Origin of the sequence: Pseudomonas triclosanedens (assembly GCF_026686735.1) — a bacterium.
GTDB lineage: Bacteria > Pseudomonadota > Gammaproteobacteria > Pseudomonadales > Pseudomonadaceae > Pseudomonas > Pseudomonas triclosanedens.
The window spans coordinates 264,991-280,870 of sequence record NZ_CP113432.1; the positions used below are offsets into that span (position 1 = coordinate 264,991).

Genomic DNA, 15,880 nt, shown 5'->3' on the forward strand with positions numbered 1-15,880 from the left:
GCGGAACTCGTTTCTGCACTGTGCGTCTCACCGGGGGCATTGCGGCAACTTCGAACTTCCCTGAGTTGCAGCAACCTTTAACTAACCCGCCCACACTAACAAGTGCCAGCAATTCGCCATAGCCTCCGTTGATTAATTAAGATCAATAGCCAAAAAGTTCCGTCAAAAACAGCATTTGATATCTATTGATTTAATCAAAAGGCGACTCAACGCTATTATTTCGCCATGTCAGTAGCCCGTGACGCTTCGGTCAGCGGTGCACACGACCCCACAGAGCGTGCCGTGAACAGCACAGCGCCGGAATTCACGATCTCTTCGGCAGGGACTCTCCCATACGCCCGCAAGCAGATGACAGATCGAACCAGGAAGTACGACTCTGAGCATGACTGGCAAAACAAAAGTCCATCAAGGCGTGCCCGCCGACAGTCTGATTCGTCTTAAACCGCAGAAGCTCGGTCGGCATTATCACAAGATTCCGCAATACATTAAAGAGATCTCCGGAAAGTATCCGCGGATCATCAGTGACTATTTCCTCCGGAATTATCGAATCAATCTGGAACTCGACCGCCTGGATGTTCACGAGGAACTTCCTCGTGAACTTGAGTGCCTGTTCGATTCACCGTTGGGCAAGTTGGGTTTCGCCATGGATCGCGCCTTGCTCACCGAAGTCATCGAGTGTTACTACGGCGGCACCGTGGTGCCCAACCGTGACACGCCGCCAATCAGTACCTCCGAGCAACGCATGCTCGATCGTCTCGGCCTGGACGTGGTGGACCTGTTCGGCCGCGCCCTGCTGGCCGGCGAGTCGGTAGGCCGACTGCAGCAGATCGACCCCACCTATGAAGAAGTGCAGTGGGAGTACGTCGCCGAGTTCAGCTACACCAGCCATCTCACCGGCACGCGCTCGTCGATCTACCTGTACCTCGACAACCCGCTGGTGGACGAGCTGACCCGCCGTCTGGCCGGCCCGCCGCCGCCGCGCCTGACCGGTAATCCGGTGGAGCACATCATGCACCTGCCGCTGCGCCTGGACTGCGTGATCGCCGCCGCGCGCATGCCGCTCTCCCAGGTGCTGGGGCTTGCGCCGGGCGATGTGCTGCTGATTCGTCCGCTCGACCGTGTCGAGGTGCGCATCAACCAACAGAAGCTGTTCCGTGGTGCCATCTTCGAAGACGACGGCACCCTGTTCCTTTCTTCTCTGGAAAGCGTGAAAAACCCATGACTGGCCCACTTTCGGACAACGAGTTCGACTCGTTGATCAACGACAGCGACCTCAGCCTCACCCAGGAAAGCGCCGGGGAAACCCTCGATGCCGTGCGCGCGCCGCTGCCGCAGCAGGACTTGAGCTTCTTCGGCAAGATTCCGGTGAACGTCACCCTGGAGGTTGCCTCGGTGGAGATTTCCCTCAAGGAGCTGATGGGTGTCGACGGGGGCAGCGTGATCATCCTCGACAAGCTCGCTGGCGAGCCGCTGGACGTGAAGGTCAATGGCGCGCTGTTCGCCAAGGCCGAGGTGGTGGTGATGAACGGCAACTATGGCCTGCGCGTGCTCGAACTGTGCGGCGCCAGCCTCGACGCTCTGACCGCGTGATGCTGCGTCGTTCCCTGGCCGCGCCCTGCGTGAAGGCGCTGGGCCTGTTCGCCGTCGCCCTGTGCCCGCTCTACGCGCAGGCGGCCGGTGGCGAGGTCACGCTGTTCAATCTCCACGATACGGCGGACGGCCAGACGTTCAGCGTCAAGCTGCAGATCCTCATCGTCATGACGTTGCTGGGTTTCCTCCCGGCGATGCTCATGCTGATGACCTGCTTCACCCGCTTCGTCATCGTGCTGGCGATCCTGCGCCAGGCCATTGGCTTGCAGCAGAGCCCGCCGAACAACGTGCTGGTGGGCATCGCGCTGATCATGACCATGCTGGTGATGCGGCCGGTCTGGCAGGACGTCTACGCCAACGCGTACCAGCCCTTCGAGTCCGACCAGATCAGCCTGGAAGAGGGCCTGGGCCGCGCCAAGCAGACCCTGAGCCGCTTCATGCTCGCCCAGACCAACCGCACCTCCCTGGAAATGATGGTTTCGCTGGCCGGTGAAACGGTGCCGCAGAACCTCGAGGACCTGGATTTTTCACTGTTGCTGCCGTCCTTCGTGCTCAGCGAGTTGAAAACCGCCTTCCAGCTCGGCTTCATGATCTTCATCCCGTTCCTGGTGATCGACCTGGTGGTGGCCAGCGTGCTGATGGCGATGGGCATGATGATGCTGTCGCCGATGATGATCTCGCTGCCGTTCAAGCTGATGATCTTCGTGCTGGTGGACGGCTGGGCGCTGATGATGGGCACGCTGACCAGCAGCGTGCAGCCGTTGTAGCGGCCCTGACGGAGAACGCCCGCGATGCTCACACCCGAAAGCGCCGTCGATATCGTTTCCAACGCTGTGCACATCACCGCGCTGATCGTTTGCGTGCTGATCGTGCCGAGCCTGATCGGCGGCCTGCTGATCAGCATCTTCCAGGCGGCCACGCAGATCAACGAGCAGATGCTCAGCTTCCTGCCGCGCCTGCTGATTACCCTGGGAATGCTGATCTTCGCCGGGCACTGGATCCTGCGGACGCTTTCGGAGTTGTTCATCGAGTCGTTCCAGCAGGCGGGCCGACTGGTCGGCTGATGCCATGCAGCACGGGACGTCGATCCTGCAGGCATTCGATTACCTGCAACTGTTGCAGGCCTGGTGGTGGCCGTTCTGCCGGATAATGGCGGTGTTCGGCCTCGCGCCGATCTTCAGCCACAAGGCGATCCCGATGCGCCTGCGCATCCTGCTCGGGCTGGCGCTCACCGTCGCCCTGGGCGCCGCGCTGCCGCGCCCGCCGGCCATCGACCCGCTGTCGGCGCACGGCCTGCTGGTTGCGCTGGAGCAGGTCGCCTTCGGCCTGATGCTGGGGCTGGCGCTGATGCTGGTGTTCACTGTGTTCATGGTGGTGGGTGACGTGATCTCCACCCAGCTCGGCCTGAGCATGGCGGTGTACAACGACCCCATGAACGGCGTGTCGTCGTCCTCGATCCTCTACCAGTTGTATTTCATCCTGCTGGTGTTCCTGTTCCTCGCCATCGACGGCCACCTGCTGGTGGTGAGCATCCTCTACCAGAGTTTCATCTACTGGCCGGTGGGCAGCGGCCTGCATTACCTGGGGCTGCAGTCGGTGCTGGGCAGCCTGGCCTGGGTGTTCTCCGCCGCCGTGCTGATCACTCTGCCGGTGGTGTTCTGCATGACCCTGGTGCAGTTCTGCTTCGGCCTGCTCAACCGTATTTCGCCAGCGCTCAACCTGTTCTCCCTGGGCTTCCCGATGGCGGTGCTGTGCGGCCTGCTGTGCATCTGGCTGACCCTGCCGGACATCCCGGAAAACTACCTCAAGCTCACCCGCCAACTGCTCGACGCCATCGGCCGGATCTTCCAGGAGGGGCGGCATGGCTGATCAGAACAGCGCCCAGGAAAAGACCGAAGAGGCCTCCCAGCAGAAGCTCAAGAAGAGCCGCGAGGAAGGCCAGGTCAGCCGCTCCAAGGACCTTTCCACCACTCTGTCGCTGCTGGCCACGCTGGTGGCGCTGAAGTTCAGCGTGCTGCATTTCTACAACGGCCTGAAGGAAGGCTTCGCGCTGTCCTTCATCGACCTCAAGCACAGCGAGATCGGCCTGGACGACCTGCCGCTGGTGCTGGGGCATCATCTCGTGCTGTTCGTCACCACGCTGCTGCCGCTGCTGGTGACGCCGCTGCTGGTGGTGCTGTTCTCGATGATTCCCGGCGGCTGGATCTTCTCCAGCAATAACTTCATGCCCAAGTTTTCCAAGCTCAACCCGCTGACCGGGCTGGGGCGCATCTTCTCGATGCAGAACTGGACCGAGCTGGGCAAGTCGCTGCTTAAGATCGCCGTGCTGATCGCGGTGGCGGTGTATCAGTTGCTCGCCGCGCTGCCCGGGCTGCTGGCGTTGCAGCGCGGCGATGTGCAGGGCGCCATCGGCACGGCCTTCGGTACCTTCTACGACATCACCCTGTCGCTGCTGGTGGTGTTCATCCTGTTCTCCCTGATCGACATCCCGCTGCAGTATTTCTTCTTCAAGAAGAAGCTGCGCATGACCAAGCAGGAGCGCAAGGAAGAGCACAAGAACCAGGAAGGACGGCCGGAGGTGAAGGCGCGCATCCGCCAGTTGCAGCGCCAGTTGGTGCAGCGGCAGATCAACAAGGTGATCAAGACCGCCGACGTGGTGATCGTGAACCCGGTGCACTTCGCCGTGGCGCTGCGCTACGACCCGAAGAAGGCCCAGGCGCCCTATGTGGTTGCCAAGGGCCTGGACGAGACCGCGCTGTACATCCGCAAGATGGCCAGGGCCCATGACCTGGAAGTGCTCGAACTGCCGCCGCTGGCCCGCGCGATCTATGCCACCACCCAGGTCAACCAGCAGATTCCGGCGCAGTTGTACAAGGCTGTCGCCCATGTCCTGACCTACATCCTCCAGCTCAAGGCCTGGCGCTCCGGGCGCCGCGAGCGGCCCGAGCTGATCAAGAACCTCCCGATTCCCGAAGAACTGGTGAACAGAGTCTGACCATGCGCCTATTGCAGTCACTATTGCCGACTTTCCAGAGCGGCCGTATCGGCATCCCGCTGATCATCCTGTCGATCCTCGCGATGATCATCCTGCCCCTGCCGCCGCTGGTGCTGGATGCCCTGTTCACCTTCAACATAGTCGTGGCCATCCTGGTGCTGCTGGTCAGCGTGTCGTCGAAGAGTCCGCTGGACTTCTCGCTGCTGCCCACCGTGGTGCTGGTTACCACGTTGCTGCGCTTGACCCTGAACGTGGCCTCCACCCGCGTCGTGCTGCTGGAGGGCCACACCGGCACGGGCGCTGCGGGCAAGGTGATCGAGGCGTTCGGCCACGTGGTGATCGGCGGCAACTTCATCGTCGGCCTGATCGTTTTCGTGATCCTCATGATCATCAACTTCATGGTCATCACCAAGGGTGGCGAACGTATCTCCGAGGTGACCGCGCGCTTCACCCTGGACGCGCTGCCCGGCAAGCAGATGGCCATCGATGCAGACCTCAACGCCGGCCTGATCGACCAGAACGAGGCCAAGCGCCGCCGCTCGGAAGTGGCCAAGGAAGCCGACTTCTATGGCGCGATGGACGGCGCCTCGAAGTTCGTTCGCGGTGACGCCATCGCCGGCATCCTGATCCTGCTGATCAACCTGTTCGGCGGCCTGGCCATTGGCGTGTTCGTCTATGACCTGCAAGCCGGCGCCGCCTTCCAGCGCTACGCCCTGCTGACCATCGGCGACGGACTGGTGGCGCAGATTCCCGCGCTGCTGCTGTCCACCGCGGCGGCGATCATCGTCACCCGGGTCAACGAGTCAGCGGAAATAACCAGCCTGGTGCGCAAGCAGATGCTCGCCTCGCCGGCGCTGCTCTACACCGTGGCCGGCATTCTCGTGGTGCTCGGCCTGGTGCCGGGCATGCCGCACATGGCCTTCTTCGCCTTCGCCGCGCTGGTGGCGTTCATTGCCTGGCGCCTGGCGCTGGCCGGCCCGCCGGTGGAGGCGCAGACCCTGGAGCAGACCCAGGCGCTGACCCAGGCGATGGACCAGGAGCGCGCGCAGCAACTGGCCTGGGAGGACATTCCGCTGGTGGAGCGGCTGTCGGTATCGCTGGGCTACAAGCTGGTCAGCCTGGTCAACCAGGCCAGCGGCGCGCCGTTGCCGCAGCGGATTCGCGGGGTGCGCCAGACGCTCTCGGAGAACCTGGGCTTCCTCCTGCCGGAAGTGCAGATTCGCGACAGCCTGCGTCTGAAAGCCTCGCAGTACGCCATCCACATCAACGGCGAGCGCATCGACGGCGCGGAAATCCATGCCGACCGGCTGATGGCGATTCCTTCGCCGGAACTGTATGGCGAGATCGACGGCATCCTCGGCGTCGATCCGGCGTACCGCATGCAGGTGGTGTGGATCCTCCCGGCGGACAAGTCGCGCGCGCTCAACCTCGGCTACCAGGTGATCGACTGCGCCAGCGTGGTCGCCACCCATCTGAGCAAGGTGATCCGAGAACACCTGCCGGACATCTTCAAGCACGATGATGTCGAGCACCTGATGCAGCGTCTGACACTGCAGGCACCCAAGCTGGCCGAGTCGCTGAAGGCACAGCTCAGCTACTCGCAGCAGCATCGCGTATACCGCCAGTTGCTGCAGGAAGAAGTGCCGCTCAAGGACATCGTCACCATCGCCAGCGCCCTGCTCGAAGGCAGCGAGACCACCAAGGACCCGGTGCTGCTGGCCTCGGACGTGCGCTATGCGCTGCGCCGCAGCATCGTGTCGAGCATCGCGGGCGACCGCCCGGAGCTGACGGTGTTCGTGCTGGAGAATGCGCTGGAGAACACCCTGCTTGGCGCCCTGAACATCGCTCAGCAGGCAGGCCCGGTAAGCCTGGACAATATTCCGGTGGAGCCCAGCCTGCTCAACCAGTTGCAGCACAGCATGCCGGTGGTCAAGGAGAAGCTGCGCAAGGACGGCCATCCGCCGATTCTCACCGTGATGCCGCAACTGCGCCCGCTGCTGGCGCGCTATGCGAGGGTGTTCAGCCCCGGGTTGCACGTGCTGTCGCAGAACGAAATACCCGAGCGGGTCGGGGTGCAGATCATGGGAACGCTGGGCTAATCAGCGCATGGGCGGGCAGGCGTCGGGCTTGCCCCCTGCGCCTGTTCCCTGCGCGCTCACTGCAGGCGCGCGCGCCCCAGCAGGCTGCGGTTGAAGCTCACCGACATCGAGGTCACCAGTTCGGTGAAGGCCGCGCTCGGCCGGTCCAGCTTGAAGCCCTGCTCGAAGCGGCCGCTCTTGGCGTCCTTGCGCGACCACTGGCAGATCGCGGTGATGTCCACCGAACGGGTGTGGTCCTCTCGTACCGGGATTTCCAGGCGCATGTCATAGCAACTGCCGGCGGCCAGCGGGGCGTCGGTCACCAGGCGCAGGCCTCCCATCGATACGTCGCCCACGACGCCCATCGCGTCGCCGCTGAGGCGGTTGGTCACGTTGATCTGGCCAATGTGGCGGAAGGTCAATCGACGGTGCTTGCGCATGCGGGCCTCTTGTCGGGAACAGGGCTTTTAACGGGATTTCGCGCGCGCATGCTATCAGCCACACGGTCTCAAGTGGTCTCAAAAGATATCAACTAGCCAGTATTGTGTGGCCCAGGCCACGCTTTGCCTGCCTTCCGTCGCCTGGCGCGCTGCTGCATTCGTGCAGCCGCTAACCTGCAGCGTGCGCTGCATGAATGCGTCGAGTGCTGCAATTCTGCCTACACTTGCGCCCGCAACCCTGCGCCGCACGGGCTGTTCGCCGCTGGCATGCAACATGCCTCCTGTCCCTGGCTGGCCGCCAGACGGCCACTTCGGATATGCAATGGAGAGGGAAATGGACCCGCTACAACTGCTGCTGGACAGGGGACTGCTGCTGTCCGATAGCCTGTCGTCCAATGGACGATTCATCGAGGTTTCTGCCGAGCAGACCGATCAGCTCGGCTACCCGCCGGGTTCTCTGGATGGTGAAGGGATCGAGCAGGTTTACACCGCCGATTCGGTCAACGCCTTGCTCCAGTTGTTCGCCAGCCCGCCGGCCGATGAGCGCGTGCAGGATCTGGAGCTGACGCTGATCCGCCACAATGGAGGACTGCTGCCGGTGCTCGCCAGCGGCGTGCTGCAGTGGCGCGATGGCGCTCCGGCGCGGCTGTATCTGGTGAAAATGCCGCTGGGCCCGATCAGCCGCCGCCTGGGAGAACTGCAAAGTGCCAACGAGGTGATGAGCCAGATGCTGTTCAGCGCCCGGGTGGCGTACTGGTGTATCGAATTCGCCGAGTCGGTGGATGTGCGCGAGACGCCTGACGAGATCGTTCGCCAGGTATTCGAGAACCGCTCCTACTGGCGCATGTGCAACCGCGCTATGGCCAACATCTACGAGATGCCTGCCGACGTTGATTTCAGCGAGCAGCCGGTGCGTTTGTACTGGCCGCGCAGCCCCGCCAACGAAGAGTTCGTGCGGCGCCTGATCGAGGCGGAGTTCCACGTCGACGGCGCGCTTTCGGTAGACCGCCGCCACGACGGCTCTCCCGCCTATGTGGAGAACGACGTGCGCGCCAGCATCCACAATGGCCGCATGCTGCGCATGTGGGGCAGCCTGCGCGATGTAAGCCAGGAGCTGCGCATGCAGCACGATGCCGAGCAGCGCATCGAGGCGCTGCGCCGGGTCTTCGATGCGGTGCCCGACGCCGTGCTGGTGATCGACGAACAGGCGCAGCCGCAATGGCGCAACGCGGCCTTCGAGCAGACTTTCGGCATCACCCGCGCCGCCGGGCTGGCCTCGACCCTGAACCGCCTGCCGCTGCCCGAACGCACCTGGCAGGTGCTCGACCTGCCGGACCAGTTCGGCAACTACCAGTCCTTCGATAGCCACTGCTCGCGGATCCTGATCCGCGAGGGGGTAGCCTGGCGCGTCTTCGTGCTGCGTCAGGCGGGCAAGGCCACGGAGCTGCATCCATGAGCGAAGAAGGCTTCTTCGCGCCAATGCGTATGGGCATGCGCTCCTCGGTGAGCGCGTCCGGGGAGATGCTTTCCACATTGCTGGAAACCCCGGCGCTGCACGCACTGCTCGACAGCTTCGGCGAGGCGGTGATCGTCTGCGATGGCGAGTCGCGAGTGCGCTTCCTCAACCTGGCGGCGGAGCGGGTCAACCGTGTCTCCCGCCAGGATGTCCTGGGGTTGTCCGATGCGGACTTCTTCCAGCGCTCGGCATTGCAGTTCGACGACTTCCTGCAGGCCCTGCGGCGCGGCGGCAAGAGTGCGCTGACCCGCTCGCGGGATGGCCGGGTATTCCTCACCCGCGCCCAGGCGGTGCCCACCGGTGCCTATGAGAAGCCTTACAGCCTGCTGATACAGCGCGAGTACGAACCCGGTACCGCCGGCAGTCTGCGCAGCCCTTCCGGCCGCGCTTCGACCACCGACCTGCAGGGCCTGGGTGATCCGCAGGACAATGCACTGCATATGTCGCCGCTGCTGTCGTCGATCGCCGACATGGGGGTGCGCGCATTCCGCCGCCGCGCCCGCCTGCTGCTGCTCGGTGAGCCGGGGGTCGGCAAGACCGCCATCGCCCGGCACATTCACCGTGCCGCCGGCTGGGGCGACCGGCCGTTCATCGACGTGAACTGCGCGAGCATCCCGGACACGCTGTTCGAATCGGAGATGTTCGGCTACGAGCGCGGCGCGTTCACCGGCGCGCTGCAATCGGGCAAGCGCGGCTACATCGAGAGTGCTTCGGGTGGCACATTGTTCCTCGACGAGATCGGCGAGATTCCGTTGCAGGTGCAGGCCAAGCTGCTCAAGTTCCTGGAGGACGGCACCATCCAGCCAGTGGGCTCGCCGCTGTCCAAGCAGGTCCAGGTGCAGGTGATCGCCGCCACCAACAAGGACCTGCGCGCCCAGGTGGCGGCGGGGGAGTTTCGCGCCGACCTGTACTACCGCCTTGCCGTGTTGCCGGTGGAAATCCCGCCGCTGCGTGCCCACCGCGATGACTTGCCGGTGCTGATGGATATCCTGCTGGCACGGATCAACAGCGATCGCCAACCGCCGCTGCGGATTTCCTCCGACTGCCGGGAGCGCCTGCTGGCCTACGACTTCCCCGGCAACATTCGCGAGCTGGTGAACATCTTCGAGCGCCTGGCCGTGCTGGCCGACGACGTGGCGGAGGAGTTGCACCTGCCGCCTGAATTGCTCGGCGCGCCGCCTGCTGGCAGTGCGGCCGCCGATGAGCCGGTTGCGGCCAGGCCATCGACGACCAGCCGCTCAAGGCTCAGGTACAGCGCTACGAGCGCCAGGTGATCCTGCGGGCGGTTCGCCTGTGCGGCAGCAAGCGCAAGGCGGCGACGCACCTGGGCATCGACGTCGGCACGCTGATCCGCAAGCTGCAGCGCGACGAGTGAGCTTCCTCCGCTCCCCGTAGGATGGGTGGAGCGGAGCGATACCCATGCTGTCTGTGCACCGAGTCGATGGGTATCGCTGCGCTCCGTGCCGTCCTGCGATTGTGCCTCCGGATAAATCCGCCACGACGAAATTCAATGCCTGAGCGCGACCACTCGGTCACGCGGCTTTCCCGCGTCCGGCAGAAATGCCACTGCGACAATTCACCGCTGCAGGTCTGCCTACAGGCGTTGTCATTTCTGCTTACACCTTTGTTCCCATATTTTTACTTTTCTGTTTAATTTCAATTAGTTAGATAGTTGGCACAGTCTGTGCCATGTGTACCTCCGACCCGTGGCCGTGCATGGGTCCTCGAATCGAGCCGCTCCTTCTGACCGAGAGGGGCGGCAGTTCTGGAGGTACAAGAATAATGCTCATCACAGGTATCAAGAGCCGGCCGGTCTACGACCAGTTGCGCCCGCTCGCCGGTGGTCATCACCACATCGTCGCAGGCCAGGGCAGCGGCGGCGCCGCCATGCTCCGCCTGCTCGCCGAGATGCCGCGCACCGCGCCCATCCGCGTGCTGTATTCCACCGAGTCCTTCTCTGGCCAGAACCACCTGGCCGCGCTGCGCGACATCACCGATGTCGAGCTTGCGATCTACCCGAGCAACCGCGCGCTCGTCGATGACCTGCACGCGCTGCTGGGCCAGTCGCGCATGGGTACCCGCCTGTACCTGGCCGGCTCCGAGAGCTTCATCGGCACCGCCATGCAGGCCGCCGACGCGATCAACCTGAACAAGGACGAAGTGCTGCGCGAGCACGCCGGCTCCTTCGTGCGCCGCGTCTGGTGCGTGCACTGCGACGGCTACACCGAGAACGTCACCCAGCGCGTCTTCGATTGCCCGCACTGCGCCCGCACCCTGGTGGTACGCGACCACTACTCGCGCCGCCTGGCTGCCTTCCAGGCGGTGAAGGCCGACGCCGAAGTCCCCGGCGAGCTGCCGGAAGCCGAGGAGCTAGATACATGAGCCAGTCCAACGGAACTCTGAAAGTCCGCGTAACCCGCATCGAGCAGGTGACCCCGGAGATCAAGCGCTTCACCCTGGCGTCCACCGACGGCTCGCACCTGACCCCGTTCTCCGGCGGCAGCAACGTCGTGGTGCTGATGCCCCACGCCGGCGGCACCTACCGCAATGCCTACTCGCTGATGAGTTCGCCCTACGACGCCAGTGCCTACCAGATCGCCGTGCGCCGCGTGGAAGACGGCCGTGGCGGGTCCAAGCACATGCACGACGTGGTGAAGGAAGGCGACGAGCTGGAAATCCTTCGCCCGGTGAACCTGTTCCCGCTGAGCAAGCACGCGCGCCTGCACCTGTTCATCGCCGGCGGCGTGGGCATCACGCCGGTGTGCTCGCAACTGGCCGAGCTGCGCCTGCGCGGCACGCCCTTCGAAGTGCACCTGGCGGTACGCGGCGATGCCCATGCGCGCCTGGGTGAAGAGCTGCTGCAGGAATACGGCGATGCCGTGCGCCTGTACCGCGACGACCGCGGCGAGCGCCTGGACATTTCCGCCGTGCTGGCCGACCGCCCGCTGGGCAGCGACGTCTACGTCTGCGGTCCCGAGGGCATGATCCAGGCGACCATCGACGCCGCCCACGCCCACGGCTGGACCGACAGCCACATCCACTACGAGCGCTTCCTCGAACAGGGCAGCGTCGGCGAGGCGTTCCAGGTCACCCTGGCGCGCAGCGGCGCGACCATCGACGTGTCGCCTGACCAGAGCCTGCTGGAGGCCGCCGAGGCCGCCGGCCACGAGATTCCGTACCTGTGCCGCGGCGGCGCCTGCGGCATGTGCGAGACCAATGTTCTCGAACTGGACGGCGAAATCCTCCACACCGACGACTGGCTGTCCGACGAGGACAAGGCCGCCAATACCAAAATCATGCCCTGTGTGTCGCGCGCTAAGTGCTCGCGGCTGGTCATCGACTGCTGAGCCGGAGAACGACCGTGACCATTCAATTCCGCCCCGACGAAACCTACCGCGACGATTACACCTACAAGAACAGCCCGGAGTGCATCGCCCGCGCGCCCTGGCCCTTCCCGGACGACGAGTACATGTACTCGATGAACCTGGAACCGCATGTCAGCGTGGGCGACGGCGCCTTCCGCGCAGTGTTCGACATCGATGAGCACTACATCAGCGAGTGCCGCGACCGCGCGATCACCCTGGAGAAAGACCCGGGCATGCACTACGTCTCGGCGCCGCACATGATGGAGGCGCAGTGGGACCTGCTCGAACTGATCATGGAGTCCTACGCCAAGGACTACCCGGAGTACTTCTCCCTGGAGAAGGACGGCACCCGCTGGCACTGGACCAACAAGCTGCTGAACATCGACGACACCTTCACTTTCGGTGATCCCTCGACCCTACCCTTTGAACCGATGGAGTACGTCACCCGCCAGGCCCAGGGCGACTGGGTCCTGCAGGAAGAGCGCGACGGCACCCTGTACTGGGGCGCGGGTATCGCCACCCAGCGCGCCGACTACTCGCTGCGCTTCAACCTGGGCATGGCCTGGCACGAGTTCCACGGCCCGGTGCCGCTGGTGAAGGAAACCGGCATGCTCGACCGCGCGCTGAAGTTCCTCCTGCGCCTGCGCAACGGCCACCCGGTACGCCGCCTGAACTGGTCGCTGACCGTCAACCCGCGCCTGGACGTCTCCGCCGAGTCCCTGCCCGAGTGGGCGCCGGACCGCACCACGGTGACCGCCGAGAACGCCGGTCAAAAGGTCTACTTGCGCATCGAGCTGCAACCGCTGCACCGTCTGCCGCGCAGCAACGCCATCGTGTTCCCGATCCGCACCTACCTGTTGAGCCTGGAAGACATCGCCACCAACCCCGCGTGGGCCAAGCGCATGCACCGCGTGCTCAAGACCCTCAACCAGGAACTGGTCGACTACAAGGGCTTCACCCGCTACCGCGACCAGGCCGTGGAGTGGCTCTCGCAGTTCGACGACGGTCAGTGACAGCACAAAGAGCACCGTTGCTCGCAGCACACAACTAAAAACCCGAAAAGGGAACCGGCGGGCGTCGTGAGGCCCGCCGGCCGATTGCCTTCTGCCCATCAACCCCCGAGAGGAAACAACGATGAGTGGGTCCCCTGCCACGCGTGCCGCTGGCGTAACCGATACCGATGCCGCGCAGCTTGCCGCGCTTGGCTACAGCTCCAACTTCGAACGCAGCATGAGCCTGTGGGAGAACTTCTCCCTGGGCTTCACCTACCTGTCGCCGGTGGTCGGCGTCTACACCCTGTTCGGCCTGTGCCTGGCCGCCGGCGGTCCGCCGATGTTCTGGACCTACCTGCTGATCGGCCTGGGCCAGATGCTGGTGTGCCTGGTGTTCTGCGAAGTGGTCTCGCAATTCCCGATCTCCGGGGGCGTCTACCCCTGGGCGCGCCGCCTTGTCGGCAAGCGCTGGGCGTGGATGGTCGGCTGGGTGTACGCCTGGGCGTTGTGCACTTCCATCGCCGGCATCGCCGTCGGTGCCAGCCCGTACATGGCCGCCATGCTCGGCTTCGAGATGCACGGTAATGCCGCCATCGGCATTGCGCTGGCGCTGATCGCGCTGTCGACCGTGCTCAACCTCAGCGGCACCAAGCTGCTGGCCCGTGTCGCCATGTTCGGTTTCATCTGCGAACTGGGCGGTGCGCTGCTGGTGGGCGGCTACCTGCTGATCTTCGAGCGCCACAACGATTTCAGCGTGCTGTTCAACACCTTCGACATCAAGATCGACGGCAGCTATTGGCCGGCGTTCCTGGCCGCGTCGCTGGCCGGCCTGTTCCAGTACTACGGTTTCGAGGCCTGCGGTGATGTCGCCGAGGAAACCCCGAACCCCGGCAAGATGATCCCCAAGACCATGCGCATGACCATCTATATCGGTGGTGCGGCGGCGATGTTCGCCTGCCTGGCTCTGATCCTTTCGGTGCCGGACATCCAGCGTGTGATCAACGGCGAAGATACCGACCCGGTGAACACCATCCTCGCCAACGCCTTCGGCCCGGTTGGCTCGAAGCTGGTGATGGCGGTGGTGATGGTGTCGTTCGTGTCCTGCGTGCTGAGCCTGCAGGCCGCCGCCAGCCGCCTGCTGTTCGCCTATGCCCGTGACGAGATGATCGTCGGCAGCAAGGCCCTGTCGAAACTCAACACCCACCACGTGCCGGCCGTTGCGCTGGTGGTGGCGGGCGTGATGCCGGCGGCCATCGTTTGCCTGGGCCTGTTCATGGCCGACGCCGTGGCCACCATCGTCGGCTTCGCCGCGATCGGCATCTATGTGTCGTTCCAGTTGATCGTCGTCGCCGCGCTCATCGCCCGAGCCAGGGGCTGGATGCCCGGTGGCCAGTTCACCCTCGGCAAGTGGGGTATTCCGGTGAATGTGGCGGCGCTGGTCTACGGTGTTGCCGCGATCACCAACATGGTGTGGCCGCGTACCCCGGATGCACCGTGGTACATGAACTACTCGATGATCCTCACCACCGTGATCGTGCTCGGCGCGGGCCTGGTCTACATGCTGCTGGCCAAGCCCTACGACAAGGGCACCGCACCTGCGGGCGATGCCCACCGGATTTCCGGCCGCCAACGATCCACGCGCGTTACTGGCGCGCTTACCGAACCGGCTTGATCGCAACGTTGACGCAATTCGGGCCATACGCCTGAGGGGCTGCGTCTGGTCCGTCATTATCTTCCCCCGTGACGGACCCCTGCGTTTGCGCAACGGACCCGCCATCCCCGCGATGGCCGGTCCGTTTTTTTATGCCTGCACGGCGGCTTTCGTGGGATGGGTGGAGTGGAGCGATACCCATGCTGCCCCCGTGCGCGGAATCGATGGGTATCGCAAGCTCCACCCATCCTACGTTCAGCGTTTTCCCGGACGATTGCGCCGCTGCCTAGCGCGCGAGCCAGAGCAGGCAAAGCGACAGGGTCACCAGTGAGCCCAGCGTCGATACCAGGATGCTTCGCGACACCACTGCCGCCTCGCGCTGGTAGTACTCGGCGAGCATGAACGGCCCGGTGCCGGTGGGCAGTGCGCTGAGCAGCAGCGCCGAGTCGGCCCATAGCGGGGGCAGGTCGAAGACCTGGTAGGCGAGGAAGCCGGTGAGCAGCGGCTGGCCGACGAGCTTGATCGCCACCATTGGCCAGGCATTGACCTGCGCACCTTGGGTTTCCTGCTTCTGTGCCAGGAACAGTCCGAGAGACACCAGCGCACAGGGCGTGGTGGCTGCCGCGAGCATGTCGAGGAAGTGCAGTAGCGGCGTGGGCAGGCCGATGCCGGCTGCCGCCCAGAGCCCGCCGAGGATTGGCGACACCACCAGGGGGTTCTTGCCCAGTGCCTTGAGCACCACGGCGATGGCGCGGCCGATGTGCTTTTCGTTCTGCAGGCCGACTTCGATGCACACCACGGCGATGGCGAACAACACGCAGACCACCAGCAGCGAGGCGATCAGCGCCGGCTCCAGACCGTCCTGGCCGAACACCAGCAGGCATAGCGGAATGCCCATGTAGCCGGTGTTGGCGTAGGAGGCGCTGAGGCCGTCGATGCTTGCTGCCGGCAGCGCGCGGCCCTGCACCAGGCGCCAGACGAGGGTGGCGAAGAACACCAGCAGACAGCCGCCAGTGAAGGCGGCGAGGAAGCCCGGCTGCCAGATTTCCGCCCAGGTGGAGGTGGCGGTGACCTTGAACAGCATCGCCGGCAGGCACAGCCAGACCACCAGCTTGTTGATTTCCGACGCGGCCTGCGGCCCCAGGCGGTTGGTCCGTCGACAGAGCCAGCCGACCAGGATCAGCGCGAAGATCGGCAGAACGACGGACAGGACGTGGAACATGGCAACACAACCGGACAGTGGAACGGCAGGC

The 15,880-nt window shown here is 64.4% G+C and carries 14 protein-coding genes and 1 pseudogene; 13 read left to right on the top strand and 2 right to left on the bottom strand.

The features are described from left to right. The first annotated feature begins 382 nt into the window (after positions 1–382). The 7 genes from OU419_RS01270 to OU419_RS01300 are packed head-to-tail and all read left to right on the top strand — an operon-like array spanning position 383 to position 6,684. Positions 383–1,222: a FliM/FliN family flagellar motor switch protein gene (locus OU419_RS01270; protein ID WP_254469918.1), complete on the top strand. Its 840-nt coding sequence runs from the start codon at positions 383–385 to the stop codon at positions 1,220–1,222. Then, on the top strand, positions 1,219–1,590 hold the full coding sequence (gene fliN, locus OU419_RS01275; protein ID WP_254469919.1) for a flagellar motor switch protein FliN: 372 nt from the start codon (positions 1,219–1,221) through the stop codon (positions 1,588–1,590). The genes OU419_RS01270 and fliN overlap by 4 nt, the downstream gene beginning before the upstream one ends. After that, positions 1,590–2,357 carry a flagellar type III secretion system pore protein FliP gene (fliP, locus tag OU419_RS01280; protein WP_254469920.1) on the top strand — a complete coding sequence of 256 codons (768 nt, stop codon included), beginning with the start codon at positions 1,590–1,592 and terminating at the stop codon, positions 2,355–2,357. The genes fliN and fliP overlap by 1 nt, the downstream gene beginning before the upstream one ends. Positions 2,358–2,381: 24 nt before the next feature. Beyond that, complete coding sequence (locus OU419_RS01285) at positions 2,382–2,654, top strand: flagellar biosynthetic protein FliQ (protein ID WP_254469921.1); 273 nt, start codon at positions 2,382–2,384, stop codon at positions 2,652–2,654. Positions 2,655–2,658: 4 nt separating this feature from the next. Beyond that, positions 2,659–3,459 carry a flagellar biosynthetic protein FliR gene (gene fliR, locus OU419_RS01290; protein ID WP_254469922.1) on the top strand — a complete coding sequence of 267 codons (801 nt, stop codon included), beginning with the start codon at positions 2,659–2,661 and terminating at the stop codon, positions 3,457–3,459. Further along, positions 3,452–4,585, top strand: coding sequence for a flagellar biosynthesis protein FlhB (flhB, locus tag OU419_RS01295; RefSeq protein ID WP_254469923.1), 1,134 nt, complete (start codon positions 3,452–3,454; stop codon positions 4,583–4,585). Before fliR ends, flhB begins: the two co-directional genes overlap by 8 nt. Before the next feature lie 2 nt (positions 4,586–4,587). Continuing rightward, entirely contained in the window at positions 4,588–6,684 is a 2,097-nt protein-coding gene (locus OU419_RS01300) for a flagellar biosynthesis protein FlhA (protein ID WP_254469924.1), read from the top strand. Positions 6,685–6,740: 56 nt separating this feature from the next. Here the strand turns inward: OU419_RS01300 and OU419_RS01305 are convergent, their stop codons facing one another. Further along, positions 6,741–7,103, bottom strand: coding sequence for a PilZ domain-containing protein (locus OU419_RS01305; RefSeq protein WP_254469925.1), 363 nt, complete (start codon positions 7,101–7,103; stop codon positions 6,741–6,743). Between the two features lie 334 nt (positions 7,104–7,437). Between OU419_RS01305 and OU419_RS01310 the strand changes: the two genes are divergently transcribed. The 6 genes and pseudogenes from OU419_RS01310 to OU419_RS01340 all read left to right on the top strand — a co-directional run bounded on the left by OU419_RS01310 (position 7,438) and on the right by OU419_RS01340 (position 14,648). Continuing rightward, positions 7,438–8,559 (top strand): PAS domain-containing protein, encoded by a 1,122-nt coding sequence (locus tag OU419_RS01310; protein WP_254469926.1) that lies wholly within the window; start codon positions 7,438–7,440, stop codon positions 8,557–8,559. Then, positions 8,556–9,994, top strand: a pseudogene (locus tag OU419_RS01315) (sigma-54 interaction domain-containing protein). Before OU419_RS01310 ends, OU419_RS01315 begins: the two are co-directional and overlap by 4 nt. A 407-nt stretch (positions 9,995–10,401) precedes the next feature. Further along, positions 10,402–11,001 carry a dimethylamine monooxygenase subunit DmmA family protein gene (locus tag OU419_RS01325; protein WP_254469929.1) on the top strand — a complete coding sequence of 200 codons (600 nt, stop codon included), beginning with the start codon at positions 10,402–10,404 and terminating at the stop codon, positions 10,999–11,001. Beyond that, on the top strand, positions 10,998–11,966 hold the full coding sequence (locus OU419_RS01330; RefSeq protein WP_254469930.1) for a PDR/VanB family oxidoreductase: 969 nt from the start codon (positions 10,998–11,000) through the stop codon (positions 11,964–11,966). The genes OU419_RS01325 and OU419_RS01330 overlap by 4 nt, the downstream gene beginning before the upstream one ends. A 14-nt stretch (positions 11,967–11,980) precedes the next feature. Then, positions 11,981–12,997, top strand: coding sequence for a heme-dependent oxidative N-demethylase family protein (locus OU419_RS01335; RefSeq protein WP_254469931.1), 1,017 nt, complete (start codon positions 11,981–11,983; stop codon positions 12,995–12,997). A gap of 121 nt (positions 12,998–13,118) precedes the next feature. Beyond that, positions 13,119–14,648, top strand: a complete 1,530-nt coding sequence (locus OU419_RS01340; RefSeq protein ID WP_254469932.1) for an APC family permease — start codon at positions 13,119–13,121, stop codon at positions 14,646–14,648. Between the two features lie 265 nt (positions 14,649–14,913). On the opposite strand, the gene OU419_RS01345 is transcribed toward OU419_RS01340, so the two are convergent. Further along, a complete protein-coding gene (locus OU419_RS01345; protein ID WP_254469933.1) occupies positions 14,914–15,849 on the bottom strand; it encodes an AEC family transporter in 936 nt (311 codons plus the stop codon). Between the last annotated feature and the right edge of the window lie 31 nt (positions 15,850–15,880).

Coding starts and splice junctions, on each gene's coding strand:
- OU419_RS01305 (WP_254469925.1), bottom strand. CDS start 7,103: ATGCGCAAGCACCGTCGATTGACCTTCCGCCACATTGGCCAGATCAAC.
- OU419_RS01345 (WP_254469933.1), bottom strand. CDS start 15,849: ATGTTCCACGTCCTGTCCGTCGTTCTGCCGATCTTCGCGCTGATCCTG.
- OU419_RS01300 (WP_254469924.1), top strand. CDS start 4,588: ATGCGCCTATTGCAGTCACTATTGCCGACTTTCCAGAGCGGCCGTATC.
- fliR (WP_254469922.1), top strand. CDS start 2,659: ATGCAGCACGGGACGTCGATCCTGCAGGCATTCGATTACCTGCAACTG.
- OU419_RS01285 (WP_254469921.1), top strand. CDS start 2,382: ATGCTCACACCCGAAAGCGCCGTCGATATCGTTTCCAACGCTGTGCAC.
- flhB (WP_254469923.1), top strand. CDS start 3,452: ATGGCTGATCAGAACAGCGCCCAGGAAAAGACCGAAGAGGCCTCCCAG.
- OU419_RS01330 (WP_254469930.1), top strand. CDS start 10,998: ATGAGCCAGTCCAACGGAACTCTGAAAGTCCGCGTAACCCGCATCGAG.
- fliN (WP_254469919.1), top strand. CDS start 1,219: ATGACTGGCCCACTTTCGGACAACGAGTTCGACTCGTTGATCAACGAC.
- OU419_RS01310 (WP_254469926.1), top strand. CDS start 7,438: ATGGACCCGCTACAACTGCTGCTGGACAGGGGACTGCTGCTGTCCGAT.
- fliP (WP_254469920.1), top strand. CDS start 1,590: ATGCTGCGTCGTTCCCTGGCCGCGCCCTGCGTGAAGGCGCTGGGCCTG.
- OU419_RS01340 (WP_254469932.1), top strand. CDS start 13,119: ATGAGTGGGTCCCCTGCCACGCGTGCCGCTGGCGTAACCGATACCGAT.
- OU419_RS01325 (WP_254469929.1), top strand. CDS start 10,402: ATGCTCATCACAGGTATCAAGAGCCGGCCGGTCTACGACCAGTTGCGC.
- OU419_RS01270 (WP_254469918.1), top strand. CDS start 383: ATGACTGGCAAAACAAAAGTCCATCAAGGCGTGCCCGCCGACAGTCTG.